16 protein-coding genes, 1 tRNA gene and 1 pseudogene are annotated in these 14,801 nt (G+C 56.2%); 11 read left to right on the top strand and 7 right to left on the bottom strand.

Translation table 11 applies throughout. The annotated features are described in order from the left end of the window. Positions 1-2 precede the first annotated feature (2 nt). The gene (locus PspS35_RS17355; RefSeq protein ID WP_159936017.1) at positions 3-518 is read right to left on the bottom strand and encodes a DUF2062 domain-containing protein; all 516 of its coding nucleotides are present in this window, start codon (positions 516-518) and stop codon (positions 3-5) included. A 135-nt stretch (positions 519-653) separates the two neighbouring features. On the opposite strand from PspS35_RS17355, the gene PspS35_RS17350 reads away from it, so the two are divergent. From PspS35_RS17350 to murB, 8 genes are all read left to right on the top strand, one after another. After that, the gene (locus PspS35_RS17350) at positions 654-2,879 is read left to right on the top strand and encodes a ComEC/Rec2 family competence protein (protein ID WP_238785881.1); all 2,226 of its coding nucleotides are present in this window, start codon (positions 654-656) and stop codon (positions 2,877-2,879) included. 109 nt (positions 2,880-2,988) lie between these two features. Continuing rightward, entirely contained in the window at positions 2,989-3,624 is a 636-nt protein-coding gene (locus PspS35_RS17345; protein ID WP_159936015.1) for a MotA/TolQ/ExbB proton channel family protein, read from the top strand. Further along, complete coding sequence (locus PspS35_RS17340) at positions 3,621-4,049, top strand: biopolymer transporter ExbD (RefSeq protein ID WP_159936013.1); 429 nt, start codon at positions 3,621-3,623, stop codon at positions 4,047-4,049. The genes PspS35_RS17345 and PspS35_RS17340 overlap by 4 nt, the downstream gene beginning before the upstream one ends. Beyond that, the gene (lpxK, locus tag PspS35_RS17335) at positions 4,049-5,059 is read left to right on the top strand and encodes a tetraacyldisaccharide 4'-kinase (protein ID WP_159936012.1); all 1,011 of its coding nucleotides are present in this window, start codon (positions 4,049-4,051) and stop codon (positions 5,057-5,059) included. Before PspS35_RS17340 ends, lpxK begins: the two co-directional genes overlap by 1 nt. A gap of 24 nt (positions 5,060-5,083) precedes the next feature. Further along, positions 5,084-5,269, top strand: a complete 186-nt coding sequence (locus PspS35_RS17330; protein WP_003174668.1) for a Trm112 family protein — start codon at positions 5,084-5,086, stop codon at positions 5,267-5,269. Then, on the top strand, positions 5,266-6,030 hold the full coding sequence (kdsB, locus tag PspS35_RS17325; protein WP_159936010.1) for a 3-deoxy-manno-octulosonate cytidylyltransferase: 765 nt from the start codon (positions 5,266-5,268) through the stop codon (positions 6,028-6,030). Before PspS35_RS17330 ends, kdsB begins: the two co-directional genes overlap by 4 nt. Beyond that, positions 6,030-6,494, top strand: a complete 465-nt coding sequence (locus tag PspS35_RS17320; RefSeq protein ID WP_159936008.1) for a low molecular weight protein-tyrosine-phosphatase — start codon at positions 6,030-6,032, stop codon at positions 6,492-6,494. Before kdsB ends, PspS35_RS17320 begins: the two co-directional genes overlap by 1 nt. Further along, entirely contained in the window at positions 6,491-7,510 is a 1,020-nt protein-coding gene (murB, locus tag PspS35_RS17315; protein WP_159936007.1) for a UDP-N-acetylmuramate dehydrogenase, read from the top strand. The genes PspS35_RS17320 and murB overlap by 4 nt, the downstream gene beginning before the upstream one ends. A 62-nt stretch (positions 7,511-7,572) precedes the next feature. Here the strand turns inward: murB and PspS35_RS17310 are convergent, their stop codons facing one another. Further along, positions 7,573-8,244 (bottom strand): Bax inhibitor-1/YccA family protein, encoded by a 672-nt coding sequence (locus PspS35_RS17310; protein WP_010209655.1) that lies wholly within the window; start codon positions 8,242-8,244, stop codon positions 7,573-7,575. 152 nt (positions 8,245-8,396) lie between these two features. On the opposite strand from PspS35_RS17310, the gene PspS35_RS17305 reads away from it, so the two are divergent. Continuing rightward, a tRNA-Ser gene (locus tag PspS35_RS17305) sits at positions 8,397-8,487 on the top strand. Positions 8,488-8,581: 94 nt separating this feature from the next. On the opposite strand, the gene PspS35_RS17300 is transcribed toward PspS35_RS17305, so the two are convergent. From PspS35_RS17300 to PspS35_RS17280, 5 genes and pseudogenes are all read right to left on the bottom strand, one after another. Then, positions 8,582-8,830, bottom strand: coding sequence for a hypothetical protein (locus tag PspS35_RS17300; protein WP_178123091.1), 249 nt, complete (start codon positions 8,828-8,830; stop codon positions 8,582-8,584). Positions 8,831-8,945: 115 nt separating this feature from the next. Beyond that, positions 8,946-9,413: pseudogene (locus PspS35_RS17295) on the bottom strand (SOS response-associated peptidase family protein); the annotation flags it as partial. 258 nt (positions 9,414-9,671) lie between these two features. Continuing rightward, positions 9,672-10,322: a hypothetical protein gene (locus PspS35_RS17290; protein ID WP_159936006.1), complete on the bottom strand. Its 651-nt coding sequence runs from the start codon at positions 10,320-10,322 to the stop codon at positions 9,672-9,674. A 258-nt stretch (positions 10,323-10,580) separates the two neighbouring features. Then, positions 10,581-11,743, bottom strand: a protein-coding gene (locus PspS35_RS17285; RefSeq protein ID WP_122427526.1) for an IS3 family transposase whose coding sequence is annotated in 2 segments (ribosomal slippage) — positions 10,581-11,488 and positions 11,488-11,743 — 1,164 coding nt in all. Because the reading frame shifts where the segments join, the coding sequence is not laid out codon by codon here. Positions 11,744-12,288: 545 nt separating this feature from the next. Next, on the bottom strand, positions 12,289-12,501 hold the full coding sequence (locus tag PspS35_RS17280; RefSeq protein ID WP_159936004.1) for a hypothetical protein: 213 nt from the start codon (positions 12,499-12,501) through the stop codon (positions 12,289-12,291). Positions 12,502-13,021: 520 nt separating this feature from the next. On the opposite strand from PspS35_RS17280, the gene PspS35_RS17275 reads away from it, so the two are divergent. Continuing rightward, on the top strand, positions 13,022-13,768 hold the full coding sequence (locus tag PspS35_RS17275; RefSeq protein ID WP_159936002.1) for a hypothetical protein: 747 nt from the start codon (positions 13,022-13,024) through the stop codon (positions 13,766-13,768). Next, positions 13,729-14,379 carry a hypothetical protein gene (locus PspS35_RS17270; protein WP_159936000.1) on the top strand — a complete coding sequence of 217 codons (651 nt, stop codon included), beginning with the start codon at positions 13,729-13,731 and terminating at the stop codon, positions 14,377-14,379. The genes PspS35_RS17275 and PspS35_RS17270 overlap by 40 nt, the downstream gene beginning before the upstream one ends. Positions 14,380-14,801: the final 422 nt, after the last annotated feature.

Raw genomic sequence — 14,801 nt, 5'->3', positions numbered from 1 at the left:
CTTCAACTGCGACGCTGCTTGCGTCTTTTCCACTGGTGCGCGACCCACCAGCGCCAGTAACCCATGGTTAGGCAATAGGCCAGCGCGCCGAGCACCAGCCCCAATACGACGGAACCGAGCAGGAAGGGCTGCCACAGCGTACTCAACTGACCGCTGATCCATTCCCAGGTCAGATCGTCAGGCAGGCTGCGCGGCGGAACATTCATCAGCCAGGCGCCGGTCATATAGGTGCAAATGAACACCACCGGCATGGTAATCGGGTTGGTCAGCCAGACCAGGCTGATGGCGATGGGCATATTGCCGCGGACTGTGATCGCCAGTACCGCCGCCAATAACATTTGCAGCGGGATTGGAATAAACGCCGCGAACAGGCCCACCGCCATGGCGCGCGCCACGGAGTGCCGATTCAGGTGCCAGAGGTTCGGGTCATGCAGCAATGTCCCAAGAAACTGTAATGACTTGTGTTCCCTGATACTCGTGGGGTCGGGCATGTACCGTTTGAATAAGCGCCGGGGCATAAGGGGTCCAAGTCAGTTCGAAGGGCAAGTATGCGCGCATTCTATAAACAGAAAATTCAGACTTTGTGACAAAACATCATAGGACGTGCTGCGTACCCGGCTAAGACTGAGTGGATCACTGCACAGGGACGATTCATGAAGACAGGGATGTTTGCGCTTGCGCTGGGGTTGCTTGCCCTGCGTTTTCTACCGGCGTTGCCTGCGACTGGGTGGCTGATAGCCACCCTGGTGCTGGCATTGATGCTATTACCTTTTCGTACGTATCCATTGGCATTTTTCCTATTGGGCTTGGGCTGGGCCTGCATCAGTGCCCAATGGGCGCTCAATGACCGGCTGTCACCCAAGCTCGATGGCCAGACACGTTGGCTGGAGGGTCGGGTGGTCGGGCTACCGCAGCAGACCGCCACGGGCGTGCGTTTTGAGCTGGCGGACAGCCGGGCACGCAACGGCCAGTTGCCCAAACGCATCCGAGTGTCCTGGCATGGCGGACCAGCGGTACGCAGTGGGGAGTACTGGCGCTTGGCCGTTACGTTGAAGCGGCCTTCCGGGTTGCTCAACTTTCACGGCTTTGACTATGAAGCCTGGCTGCTGGCCCAGCGTATCGGCGCGACCGGCTCGGTGAAGGACGGAGAGCGGCTGGCGCCGGCTCGCCATGCCTGGCGTGATGCTGTGCGCCAACGGCTCATGGCGGTCGATGCGAATGGCCGCGAGGCGGGCCTTGCCGCATTGGTGCTGGGCGACGGTTCCGGGCTGGCGGCCGATGATTGGCAGGTGCTGCAGGATACCGGCACGGTACATCTAATGGTGATTTCCGGCCAACACATCGGCTTGCTCGCAGGGCTGATTTACGGGCTGGTAGCTCTATTGGCGCGTTACGGCTACTGGCCCAGCATCTGGCCGTGGTTACCTTGCGCATGCGGCCTGGCGTTCGCTGCGGCACTGGGTTATGGCCTGCTTGCTGGGTTCGGCGTGCCCGTGCAGCGGGCCTGCATCATGGTGGGGTTGGTACTGTTGTGGCGGTTACGCTTTCGCCATTTGGGATTCTGGTGGCCGTTGCTGCTGGCGCTTAACGGGGTGCTGATCCTTGATCCATTGGCCAGCCTGCAGCCGGGGTTTTGGTTGTCTTTTGCGGCAGTCGCCGTGCTGGTCCTGGCTTTCGGTGGGCGTTTGGGCCCCTGGAGTACCTGGCAGGTCTGGACTCGCCCTCAGTGGGTGATTGCCATTGGTCTGTTCCCGCTGTTGCTGATGCTTGGCTTACCGATCAGCATCACCGCTCCATTGGCCAATCTGATTGCTGTGCCATGGATCAGCCTGGTGGTACTGCCATTGGCGTTGTTGGGCACCGCGTTATTGGCGGTGCCATTGCTGGGAGAAGGCGTGTTGTGGCTGGCCGGCGGGGCATTGGATGGGTTGTTCCGGGGCTTGGCATGGCTTGCTGGGCAAGTGCCCGCCTGGACACCGACCGAGGTGCCATTGGGTTACTGGTTGGGCAGCCTCCTGGGCGCCGGGCTGTTATTGCTGCCCAAAGGTGTGCCGTTCAGGCCGCTGGGTTGGCCGTTGTTGCTGTTGGCGGTGTTCCCTGCGCAGGAACCGGTGCCCCATGGGCAGGCGCAGGTGGTGCAGTTGGATGTAGGGCAGGGGCAGGCGTTGATCCTGCGCACACGCCATCACACCCTGCTCTACGATGCAGGCCTGCGCTCGGGCGCGGTTGATCTGGGCGAGCGCGTGGTACTGCCGGCGCTGAAGAAGCTCGGCGTCAGGGGGCTGGACATTATGTTGCTCAGCCATGCTGACGCGGATCATGCCGGCGGCGCGACGGCTGTTGCTCGCGGGCTGCCGGTGAAACGGGTCGTTGGAGGTGAGACCGAGGGGTTGCCTGCGCTTCTTGGCACTCAACCTTGTACCAGCGGTGAGCGGTGGGTGTGGGATGGCGTGTCATTCGAGTTGTGGCAGTGGGCCGATGCGATTGATGGCAACCCTAAATCCTGCGTGCTGCAGGTCCAGGCCAACGGCGAACGCCTGCTACTCACCGCAGATATCGATCGCGCCGCTGAGCGGGCATTTCTCGATTCATCATTAGCGGTGCGTACCGACTGGCTGCAGGCCCCACATCATGGCAGTCGCAGTTCGTCGTCGTGGCCGTTTCTCCAGCGCCTGGCGCCCACTTCGGTGCTGATTTCCCGAGGGCGTGGCAATGCGTTTGGCCATCCTCATCCCCAGGTGATGGGCCGCTACCAGGCACTGGGCAGCCAAATATATGACAGTGCTGAGCAGGGAGCGGTGCGCGTGCAATTAGGCGCTTTCCTGCCACCGACTGTTGCGCGTGGTCAACGCCGTTTTTGGCGCGAGGCGTTACCGTAATCCAGCGTTACCAAAGACTGCTGCCTACGACAGGCGGGTAGATGGCTGACGAGCCCCGCTGCCGAACCTATATGGTAAAGTGGCGCACTTTTTCGAGGGGACATTCACTGTGTGGGAATTGGTCAAATCCGGCGGCTGGATGATGTTGCCGATCATCTTGAGTTCTATCGCCGCACTCGGCATCGTCGCCGAACGCCTGTGGACCCTGCGCGCCAGCCGCGTCACCCCTGAGCATTTGCTGGGGCAGGTCTGGGGCTGGATCAAGAACAAACAGTTGGACAAGGAAAAACTCAAGGCATTGCGGGCCGACTCACCGCTGGGTGAAATCCTCGCCGCGGGGCTGGCCAACTCCAAGCACGGTCGCGAGATCATGAAGGAGTGCATCGAAGAGGCCGCTGCCCGCGTCATTCACGAATTGGAGCGCTACATCAACGCCCTCGGCACCATCGCCGCCATGGCGCCGCTGCTCGGCTTGCTGGGCACGGTGCTGGGCATGATCGATATTTTCAGCTCGTTCATGGGGGCGGGCATGACCACTAATGCTGCTGTGCTGGCCGGGGGTATCTCCAAGGCATTGATCACCACGGCGGCAGGCCTGATGGTCGGCATCCCTTCGGTGTTTTTCCACCGATTCCTGCAGCGGCGCATCGATGAACTGGTGGTGGGTATGGAGCAGGAAGCCATCAAACTGGTGGAAGTGGTGCAGGGCGACCGTGATGTAGACCTGGTTGGGGGCAAAGCGTGAAATTTCGCCGCAAGCAACGGGAAAATGTCGATATCAACCTCGCGTCGTTGATCGACGTGGTGTTTATCCTGCTGCTGTTTTTTGTCGTCACCACCACCTTCACCCGGCAGACCGAGCTGCGTGTCGACTTGCCGGAAGCGGTGAGCGGTTCGCCGGCCGAAGAACAGGAAACCAAGCAACTGGAGATCGCCATCAGCGCCGACGGGGTGTTTTCAGTGAACAACCAGTTACTGGAGAAAAACGACCTCGCGGGCTTGATGACTGCCCTGGAGAAAGAATCCGGCGGCGATACCAAGATGCCGTTGTCCATCAGTGCCGATGGCAAGGCCCAGCACCAGGCTGTGATCACCGCGATGGATGCTGCCGGCAAGCTGGGCTTCAGTCATCTGCGCATGAGCACTGTCGAGGCGGCGAGCCAACCCTGATGGCCATCACCGATCGTTTGCTCAAGGCCTGGTACGAGGGCCATCCGGCGCTCGTGTTGCTGCGGCCGCTGGAGTCGTTGTATCGCCATGTGGTCCAGCGTAAGCGCGCGCGCTTCGTGGCGGGCGAGGGCGAGATTTATCAGGCACCGGTGCCGGTGGTGGTGGTCGGTAATATCACCGTGGGGGGCACTGGCAAGACGCCGATGATCCTGTGGTTGATCGAGCACTGCCGGCGTACGGGCTTGCGCGTGGGTGTCGTCAGCCGTGGGTATGGCGCCAAGCCTCCACAGTTACCCTGGCGCGTCGAGGCCAGCCAAAGCGCGGAGGTGGCGGGTGACGAGCCTTTGCTGATCGTGCAGCGTTGCGGCGTCCCTTTGATGATCGATCCCGACCGCAGTCGCGCGGTCAAGGCGTTGTTGGCCAGCGAAACCCTCGACCTGATCCTCTGCGATGACGGCCTGCAGCACTACCGCCTGGCTCGCGACCTTGAACTGGTGCTGATCGACGCGGCCCGTGGCCTGGGCAACCGTCGTTGCCTGCCGGCCGGGCCATTGCGTGAACCGGTTGAGCGTTTGCACAGTGTTGATGCGTTGCTTTACAACGGCGCCGCCAGCGACCGCGAGGACGGCTTTGCCTTCCGCCTGATGCCCACGGCACTGGTTAACCTACAGACCGGTGAGCATCGGCCGGTGGACTATTTTCCCGACGGCCAACAGGTGCACGCGGTCGCCGGTATCGGCAACCCGCAACGTTTCTTCAATACCCTTGAAACGCTACACTGGCGACCGATACCCCATGCGTTTGCCGACCATGCGCCTTACAGCGCCGAGGTCTTGAATTTTATGCCGTCATTGCCGCTGGTCATGACCGAGAAAGACGCGGTGAAGTGCCGCGCCTTTGCCCAGCCCGACTGGTGGTACCTTGCGGTGGATGCGGTACCGTCGCCGGCGTTCGTCGCCTGGTTCGACACGCAGTTGATGCGCCTGCTGCCCGCCCGACTCTTGCCTTAAAACGCTTTTTTCCAGGAAACACTCATGGACACCAAACTGCTCGACATCCTCGCTTGCCCGATCTGCAAAGGTCCGCTCAAGCTCAGCGCCGACAAAACCGAGCTGATCAGCAAAGGCGCCGGCCTGGCGTACCCGATCCGTGATGGCATCCCGGTGATGCTGGAAAGCGAAGCCCGTACCCTGACCACTGACGAGCGCCTGGATAAATGACCACAGCCTTTACCGTTGTCATTCCATCGCGCTACGCATCAACCCGCTTGCCGGGCAAGCCACTGCAACTGATCGGCAACAAGCCGATGATCCAGTTGGTGTGGGAGCAGGCTTGCAAAAGCAGCGCCGAGCGAGTGGTGGTGGCTACCGATGATCCGCGCATCATCGAGGCCTGCAAAGGTTTCGGCGCAGAAGCGGTACTGACCCGCGAAGATCACAATTCAGGCACCGACCGCCTGGCCGAAGTGGCCACGCAGCTTGGTCTGGCAACCGACGCCATCGTGGTCAATGTACAAGGTGACGAGCCGCTGATTCCTCCGAGCGTGATCGACCAGGTAGCCGCCAACCTGGCCTCCCACGGCGAAGCGCGCATGGCGACCCTCGCAGAACCCATTGAAGATATTGAAACACTGTTCAACCCGAACGTGGTGAAGGTGGTCAGCGATATCAACGGCCTGGCATTGACCTTCAGCCGCTCGACCTTGCCCTGGGCACGTGATGCGTTCGCCAAGAACCCCGATGTGTTGCCGGAGGGCGTACCGTACCGTCGCCATATCGGTATCTATGCCTACCGCGCTGGTTTCCTTCATGACTTCGTCAGTTGGGGCCCATGCTGGCTGGAAAACACCGAATCCCTGGAGCAACTGCGAGCCCTTTGGCATGGCGTGCGTATCCACGTGGGCGATGCCTTGGAGGCGCCGCCTGCTGGTGTCGATACCCCAGAAGACCTTGAGCGCGTCCGTCGCCTGCTGGGGGCCTGATGGAGGTTCTGTTCGTCTGCCTGGGCAACATCTGCCGCTCGCCCACTGCTGAAGGCGTTCTGCGGCATAAATTGCGTGAAGCGGGGCTGGCGGGCCAGGTTGAAGTGGCGTCCGCCGGAACCGGCGAATGGCATATCGGCAACCCTCCCGACCAGCGCAGCCAACGTGCGGCGCTGTTGCGTGGCTACGACTTATCATCTCAGCGTGCCCAGCAGGTCTCCCGCGCTGACTTTGCGCGCTATGACCTGATCCTGGCCATGGACAACAGCAACCTGCGCAACCTCAAGGCGCTGCAACCAGGGCCGGGCAAGGCCGAGCTGGATTTGTTCCTGCGTCGCTATGACTCGCAAGTCGACGAAGTGCCAGACCCGTATTACGAAGGTGACCAAGGCTTCGAGCGGGTCCTGGACCTGATCGAGCGGGCCTGTGATTTATTGGTGATCGAATTGAAGGGGCGGTTATGACCTTGCAAGTGCTTACTCAGGTATCGCTCAAGGCATTCAACAGCTTTGGCCTCGACGTGCGCGCGCAGCTGTTTGCCGAGGCCCGCAGCGACGCGGATGTGCGTGAGGCCCTGGCCTACGCTTCGGCTCAAGCATTGCCGTTACTGGTCATCGGCGGTGGCAGTAACCTGCTGCTGACCCAGGACATTCCTGCATTGGTGTTGCGCATGGCCACGCAGGGCATTCGCGTGCTGCACGATGATGGCGTGCATGCCGTGGTCGAGGCCGAAGCGGGGGAGGCCTGGCACCCCTTTGTACTGTGGACCCTGGATCATGGGTTGTGTGGCCTGGAAAACCTCAGCCTGATTCCGGGCACCGTCGGCGCTGCCCCAATGCAGAACATCGGCGCCTACGGCGTGGAGATCAAGGATGTATTCGCCGGCCTTACCGCGCTGGATCGCCACACTGGCGAGCTCCGGGACTTCAGCCTGCAAGAATGCAACTTTGCCTACCGTGACAGCCTGTTCAAGCACGAGACTGGGCGCTGGCTAATCCTGCGCGTGCGCTTTGCCCTGAGCCGCGCCAGTCAGCTTAAACTCGACTATGGCCCGGTGCAGCAACATTTGGCCGCGCAGGGCATCACCGACGCGACGCCGAGCGATGTCAGTCGCGCGATCTGCAGCATTCGTAACGAAAAACTGCCGGATCCTGCAGTGCTTGGCAACGCTGGCAGCTTCTTCAAGAACCCACTGGTGACCAACGCCCTGGCTGAAGAGCTACAAGCGCTGTATCCGGACTTGGTGGCCTACCCTCAAGCGGACGGTCAAATGAAGCTCGCCGCCGGCTGGCTGATCGACAAGGCCGGCTGGAAGGGATTTCGCGAGGGTGATGCGGGCGTGCACAAGGCGCAGGCGCTGGTGCTGGTGAACTATGGAGGCGCGACGGGGCACGACATTGCCAACCTGGCCAAGCGTATCCAAAAGGACATTGTCGAGCGCTTCAAGGTTGAGTTGGAAATGGAGCCCAACCAGTACTGATGGCCTGCAAACAAAAATGCCCCGCATCTTTCGATACGGGGCATTTTTCATGTGGCTAACAATCAGTCGTCACGGCTCATGATGCCGAAGATCTGCAACAGGCTGATGAACAGGTTGTAGATCGACACATACAGGCTGATGGTCGCCATGATGTAGTTACGTTCACCACCGTGAATGATAGCGCTGGTCTGGAACAGGATGCACACCGAGGAGAACAGCACAAAACCTGCGCTGATCGCCAGTTGGAGGCCGCTGATCTGGAAGAACATGCCTGCAACCACCGCCGCCAGCAACACGAAGAAGCCTGCGGTGATGAAACCACCCAGGAAGCTCATGTCTTTGCGGGTGATCAGCACGTAGGCCGACAGCCCACCAAACACCAGGGCGGTCATGGCAAATGCCGAGCTGACCACTTCCGCACCGCCAGCCATGCCGAGGTAACGGTTGAGGATCGGGCCGAGGATAAAGCCCATGAAGCCGGTCAAGGCAAATGCGGACACCAGGCCCCAGGCCGAGTCACGCAGCTTGTTGGTCAGGAAGAACAGTCCATAAAAACCGATCAGTACGACAAAAATATTCGGATAGCCGACGCGCATCTGCTGCGCCACAAACGCCATCACGCCGCTGAATGCGAGGGTAAGGGCGAGCAGGCCATAGGTGTTGCGCAACACGCGGCTGACTTCAAGCTGCTCAGCCTGCGCGTTACCATTCACTGCGTAATTCTGTTCGCGCATGGCGACACTCCTTCGGTTTTGAAACGTTCAGTCGCAAAGATCATAACAGACGCTCTGTAACAAGCGATGGCGAGAGTTTGACAGTGTGTTTCATTCGGGTATTATGGCGCCCGCTGAGACAGGATGATCGACTATAATCCTGTGATGCATAAGGGAAATTGGCAGAGTGGTTGAATGCACCGGTCTTGAAAACCGGCGAACGTTAATAGCGTTCCCAGGGTTCGAATCCCTGGTTTCCCGCCAAGATTCAAACGAAGGCCCCGCGATTGCGGGGCTTTTGTGTTTCTGGCCTTCGGGTAGGGAGCAACGGTTTTTCATAGGCGTTCCGAAACTTTGCCTATTTGGAGGGCTTGGCGGTGGCTCCAATCCTCCTGTACACCCGTTTGGTGATCTCCTGCTTACTGTGCCCCAGCAGCAGACTCGCGTCGCCAGTGTCGATGATTTCTGATGCTGCCTTGGGCCGAATGTCTCGAAACTGAAACCCACCAATTTTAGCGGCTAGCATAGGGTCGCCCTGTTCCAACGCATTCTGCTGCGCTTTCTCTCGCGCCTTGTCCCAGCGCAAGCGCAACATGCCTTTCGTCATCCTTTTTCCGTATTTATTGATCAGTAGGTACTTGGAAGAGTGGTGTGCATTTCTTTCGATTATCTCTCTAACCAATTTCCCGAGACTGTTTTCTCCGGTTTCTGCCCGCATCAGATGCTATTTCCTCCGCTCGCTCAGGGGAAAGGTTTGGGTCAAGCCATTCCCTGGCATGTTCGGGTGTCAGCACCAACGGCTTGCGGTCGTGGATGTCCACCATGCCCTGATCGCTGGCGGCGGTAATGATCACAAAACCATCGCCCTCGTGAGGCTCAATGCCGGGATGAACTTGGGCCAGTGCTCCAAAGAACATAGGTTTCTGACTCTTCAATCGGATGAAGTATGGCTGCTTCTTTTTCGGATCTTCAGAGTCTTTAACCCACTCATACCACCCCTCACTCGGAACCAGAGCGCGGCCATTCGGCCAGAGTTGCTTAAAAAACTTGCCCGTGGTGACCGTCTCTACGCGTGCGTTGATCGGGTCGGGGCGTTTCCCCTTCGCCCAGAAAGGCGCCCATCCCCATTTGACTGCATCGATATGCAGTCCATCTTCTTCAGCGTGCAGCACCTGCACCCGCGTTGAAGGACATGAGCTGATCATTTATCTCCCAGGCACTAATCGGCGGAAAACTATCTTGCGCGGCCTTTTGATTCCGAAAATTCAGCCTAAATGTCGACGCTGAAGCCGAAATGACCCAGTGGCCGATGCCATACTGACCCAACACCAATTGGCGAAAATCCAACACTGGTAATGTTCCCCAAGTTAGAAGCTTAGGTCAGTGTGGCATCGGCCACTGGGTCAATGCTGCTCTGGCGATAACATGATGAGCCGTTCCGGTGTATTTTATGGGCGTTTTTCAACCTCGAGAAGCGTCTCGCGCAGGGCCGCCTTGAGTTTGACAAGTAACACCTCATCCTCCGAGCGGACCTGGCTGGTAAAAATTTCATACCTGATTTCAGTGACGGGATTTAACCAGCGATAAATAGTTCGCTTCACCCCCCCCACCACCTTGGTATTTTCTTTGATCAAAGGCATTCCAGGAGTGCCCGTGCGGGAATATTCATCATCATAAACCGTGACGCTCTGCTTCAATGCTCGGGTGTAATCAGCTTCATAGGTCACAACGTAGGCGTCAGCGCACAAATAAACTGACATGACGCCGTTAAAGTCACCGTTCTTATCCTCAACACCGGAAGGCGCATCCATGCGCAGCGTGCATCCGCTGCCGGTGATCCGCGCCCTGGAATATGACGCAAGCAACACACGATCTCTCAAGCGGACATCATTTTGCTTGGCCACTGAAACATACCGCTCAAATTGCGCCAGAGTGGGAAACGCTGTCTCTTTCTTAGCGGACGACGCCTTGGGCGCAGTGCTATTGAGCTGTTCCAGCCGCTTGGCCTTGTCACTGTTGCTCAGCGGCACAATATTCAGCTCAGCAAAAGCGCATGTGGGAAAAGCCATCAACCCAGCGATTAAAAGTCCAGCGTACATAATTATTACCACTCCGTGAGATTGCAGTCCGTTGCATATGTTTCTTTACAGAGGTTATGAGACTGGGCAGTCCCTCCCCAAAAACCGGAGTCACAGAAGTCTTGAAAAAAATCAGCCTGCCACATTTCTTCCGGGTTCTCCCCGACCATATGAAACCCCATCACTTCCCAGCCTGAACCGCAAAAGGCACAGCCTGCATAGGACCTGCGAGTCAGATCGTTGGAGGCTTCAAACTCTCTGTATTCACCTGTGTAGTGGTCAACTAATCCCGGACACGACGTTAAGTTTTTTCTCGGCCTGAGCTGGGGCCAGTCCGTTGTTGAATTGGTGCGGTCTAATCCAGTTGTACCGATGCATCAGGTAATGACTGATGTCGCGGTGCGCTTCTTGAGCTGTCATGTAGCCCACGGTCGGTATCCATTCAGTTTTCAAGCTGCGAAACACACGCTCCATCGGCGCATTATCCCAACAGTTTCCACGACGGCTCATGCTTTGGCGCATGCGGTAACGCCAGAGCCGTTGGCGAAACTGACGGCTGCCATATTGCGAGCCCTGATCCGAGTGAAACATTAGCCCTTGAGGCCTGCCACGCTGCTCGTAAGCCATGTCCAACGCCTTGATGACCAGATCCGCATCCGGCTTGTTTGACAGCGCCCAGCCCACAATCCGGCGTGCGTAGAGATCCAGAACGACTGCCAGGTAATGCCATTTCCCTTGAGCCCAGATGTAGGTGATGTCGCCACACCAGACCTGGTTGGGTGCCGGAACATCAAACTCTCGATTCAAGATATTCGGAATGTCAGGCCGCTCGACCGTCGCTTGTTTGTAGGCATGTGATCCAGGTTGTTTGCTGACTAGCGCCAGTTCCCGCATCAGGCCTCGCACCTTAAACCGCCCGATCTGCTCGCCGTCTTCCTGCATCATCGACACGATACTGCGGCTACCGGCAGCGCTTCGACTTTGCGTGAAAAGTTCGTTGACCCGACTGCGCAACCGAAGCCGCTCAACGTCGGGATTTCGGCGCCTGAGGCGGTGGGCGTAGTAACACGAACGAGTGACATCAAAGACTGCGCAAAGCCAATCGACCGGCTCTTGGGTACTTAACTGATCAATCAGCGTGTGCGCTCGTGCTCTTCCGACATCAAGAGCGCGGTAGCCTTTTTTAAAATGGATTTCTCCCGCTCAAGACGAGCAATACGCGCTTCCAGTTCTTGGATTTTCTGCTGCTCAGGCGTCAGCGCTTTGCTCTGCGGAGTAACGCCGCTGCGCTCCTGCTGGAGTTGGTTAACCCAGCGACGCAACGCGGACTCGACCACTCCAAGCGAACGGCTGGCTTCGGTATGGCTATAGCCTTGATCGAGCACGAGGCCTGCGGCCTCGCGTTTGAATTCAGCGGAAAAGGAACGACGTTGTTTGGTCATCAGACACCTCTATCTGGCGAGCATTCTCGCCTAAATGGGTGTCCGGTTTCATTAGACCACTACACATGTTTCAGCATTTTCCTGAGACGAAATTGTCGATAACGTCCAATTGGTGAAGGGATCCCAGCTGATACTCTCGTTAAAACCACCACAGCTGGCTCTTGAGAACATGGCGAGTTCTGCATCGGCCACGTTGGCGAACGGTAAACACACAGTGAACAAAAAAACCTTTTTCATCATAACGTCCCTGTTATACATCAGCGTTAATAGCGAACATTGAAGCCCGCGTCGACTAAGCAGACGACAGCCACCCTACATTCCCGGCGTAATCTTATCAATGTTCAAATCAAACCAAGGATCAAGCGAGCGGGCGATGCGGCTTATCTCGCAAACAACTGCCCAATATTCGGGCTCCCTATTCGAGTGTCTTAGGAAAACTGACTTTTTCAACACAATCGGCCGATTGCTGCCCGTCAGGAATTTTTACATTATCCACCATGAGGCTTGTCTGAGGCGATTCTGAGCTCAACTCGCTAAGTTGATGCCTAGCCGCGATTCGTACCCTTGAGTTTGGCCAAGCCCTGTTTGATGTGGCCGGCGTTCTCTCCAATAGCTTCCAGTGCTCCACGGATATTATCGCTGACCTCTGACGAACCCCTCTGTTCCACCCACAACGTCAGCTCCATTACCGCCGCCTCCAAGGCGAGCTGATTGTCAATCCTTTCCAGAACATCGGGTAGTGAGTAATCAGCTGACATGGGGTCGATTCCTTTCTAAAAGGATCAAGCATAGCAGCGGCAGCAGAGAAGATGTTTAGGGCAAAATTAGGGCAAACCCGGGGCCGCCAGAGACCGCATGGCGCCATGAGCAAAAGACGAAAACATCGTATTTTATGGCCTTAAGCGGTGTACAAAGGCGAAGAAGGGGTTCGAATCCTTTCCTCATGCTATTGATTTATCGCCGGAATTCATTCGTGACCCGCAGTAAAACTCTACTGCTGTAATGTACAGACGTTATGTGTATGGACTACATACAAAAAATAGTCACTGGAATCACTTAGCCGCCTAAGCATTAGGCAAGCAAGGAAAGCTTCGATCTCGCTAAATGAGATCTCTAGAGTTTTTCTCTCTCGGGATTAGACGCCTGCAGCAAAGCCACCCATACTCGCAAATGCCTTCGAAAAGCAGCTCTGCCAATACCGTCGCTCGGCGACATACTAATAATATCTAGTGCTGAGTGATCACAAAAAACAACATACTGAGCGTTAGGAGCAAAGGAATGAAAATATTCGTTATCTTGTTTATCTTTCTATTGGGCGGCTGCGTATCAAACGCTCCGTTCAGAAGCTCTGATGGTACATGCGTTGACCATTGGTGGGGGTGCGGAAAATCTTATGAGGTAAATCCCGGTTATGACTTGGGGTTTGTAGAGTTCACAGAGCGTGGAAATGATTTTTCACCAAGTCAAACGTCTGAACTTTTACACAAAATATCTGAAAAATCTAAAACCGAAGACTTGGCGGTAATCGTTTTCGTACATGGCTGGAAACACAATGCCTCGACTGAAGATGAGAACGTCATCAGCTTCAGAAATGCACTGGATTTTCTAGCCCGCTCTGGTGCCGCCGGCGACAAAAAGATCCTAGGTATTTACGTCGGTTGGCGGGGTATGACCTTTCAAGGTCTACAGCTAGAAAACTTAACATTCTGGGACCGTAAGGCTGTAGCAGAGGAAGTGGGGCGCGGCGGAGTCACCAATTTCCTAACTGACCTTGAGTATATTATTGGGCAAAAAAATAAAAATTTTATGCTGACAGTTGGTCACAGTTTTGGCGCTGCCATTGCGCTTTCAGCATTACATGACACATTGCTCGATAAGATGAAGACGGCAGAGCGTACAGGTATCCTTAAACCGTTTGGCGACGGCGTAGTTCTTTTGAATCCGGCCATTGAAGCCAATCAGGCTCTATTATTGAAGGAAGTAGTATGCGGATTGGTGCAAAGCACAAGCCCATACAATCAATAATGTATGTGGTCAGTTCTCGCGCGGACCTCCCAACCAACTTTGCTTTTCCTCTTGGGCAGATAGTAGGTGTGAATGCCCGTTGGAAGCAGGAAGTGATTCAGCGAGATTATTTTGGTATTTCCTATGCGCTCAAGGAGGTAGATTTGGATGATCAAACCGTTGGCAACTACTCCTTATTCACCACAGGGGTCATGAATGATATTATGATCGAGCCCACTGCCGAGCTTAAGCCTGCTCTGGCTATTGAGCAGCCTCCCTTGCAGAAGTCCTTGTTGCAAACTCGGGCGCTCACGCTGCGCAGCTCAAACATTGCAAATTGGGGTTTTACCTCTTACTGCTCACCGAGCAACAGTTTCTTCACTAGTGCCCACATGCCTTGCTTCGCAAATGACCCGATAGATTTTATTTCGGCTCCTGAATCTTTCATCAAGAACCATAATGACGTTTTTAACAAAAATGTCATTGCGTTACTGTCAACCATCGTTCATAAGTCACTGTCGGAAAAGCAGGGCGCCACATTGGGCTACTGTGCCAATAACAAGCAATTTGATTTTGGAAAATGCTTTGCTTATTACTTTGAAAAGAACAAAGACATCCCCTACGACAACTGATAGCTACGCGGGATGGCAGGTAGCTGCCATCCTACCTATATATTTTGTTAACCTTAGACGGACGAACACTCTCGCTCAGTAGTCAGGCAAGCAAGCAAACTGCACGAAAGTTATAGTTCTCCCGAGCCATCATCACCTACAGTTTACGCGGCAACGTGGTGCCGGAAACCTCCTAGCCTTTGGTTGCGCTCGATAGGGTCATACAGGTGGGTGCAAAGCGTTCCGAAACCAAAACCACATTCTTTATAGAATGCAGGCTCCAGCCCGAACAAATTTACTCGGTAAAGGAACTCCGATTTCCTTCAAAGCCGCGGCCCGGCTGTTTACGCATAACGGTCTTGAAAACCGGCGAACGTTAATAGCGTTCCCAGGGTTCGAATCCCTGGTTTCCCGCCAAGATTAACGTGAAAGCCCCGTTCTTA

The organism is Pseudomonas sp. S35, from assembly GCF_009866765.1.
In the GTDB taxonomy this organism is placed as follows: Bacteria; Pseudomonadota; Gammaproteobacteria; order Pseudomonadales; family Pseudomonadaceae; genus Aquipseudomonas.
The sequence above is the reverse complement of the archived record's forward strand: the minus strand, read 5'-3'. Positions and strand labels throughout refer to the sequence as shown.

Coding starts and splice junctions, on each gene's coding strand:
- PspS35_RS17300 (WP_178123091.1), bottom strand. CDS start 8,830: ATGACGAAAGGCATGTTGCGCTTGCGCTGGGACAAGGCGCGAGAGAAA.
- PspS35_RS17270 (WP_159936000.1), top strand. CDS start 13,729: ATGCGGATTGGTGCAAAGCACAAGCCCATACAATCAATAATGTATGTG.
- PspS35_RS17275 (WP_159936002.1), top strand. CDS start 13,022: ATGAAAATATTCGTTATCTTGTTTATCTTTCTATTGGGCGGCTGCGTA.
- PspS35_RS17330 (WP_003174668.1), top strand. CDS start 5,084: ATGGACACCAAACTGCTCGACATCCTCGCTTGCCCGATCTGCAAAGGT.
- murB (WP_159936007.1), top strand. CDS start 6,491: ATGACCTTGCAAGTGCTTACTCAGGTATCGCTCAAGGCATTCAACAGC.
- PspS35_RS17320 (WP_159936008.1), top strand. CDS start 6,030: ATGGAGGTTCTGTTCGTCTGCCTGGGCAACATCTGCCGCTCGCCCACT.
- PspS35_RS17355 (WP_159936017.1), bottom strand. CDS start 518: ATGCCCCGGCGCTTATTCAAACGGTACATGCCCGACCCCACGAGTATC.
- PspS35_RS17280 (WP_159936004.1), bottom strand. CDS start 12,501: ATGTCAGCTGATTACTCACTACCCGATGTTCTGGAAAGGATTGACAAT.
- kdsB (WP_159936010.1), top strand. CDS start 5,266: ATGACCACAGCCTTTACCGTTGTCATTCCATCGCGCTACGCATCAACC.
- PspS35_RS17310 (WP_010209655.1), bottom strand. CDS start 8,244: ATGCGCGAACAGAATTACGCAGTGAATGGTAACGCGCAGGCTGAGCAG.
- PspS35_RS17290 (WP_159936006.1), bottom strand. CDS start 10,322: ATGTACGCTGGACTTTTAATCGCTGGGTTGATGGCTTTTCCCACATGC.
- PspS35_RS17350 (WP_238785881.1), top strand. CDS start 654: ATGAAGACAGGGATGTTTGCGCTTGCGCTGGGGTTGCTTGCCCTGCGT.
- lpxK (WP_159936012.1), top strand. CDS start 4,049: ATGGCCATCACCGATCGTTTGCTCAAGGCCTGGTACGAGGGCCATCCG.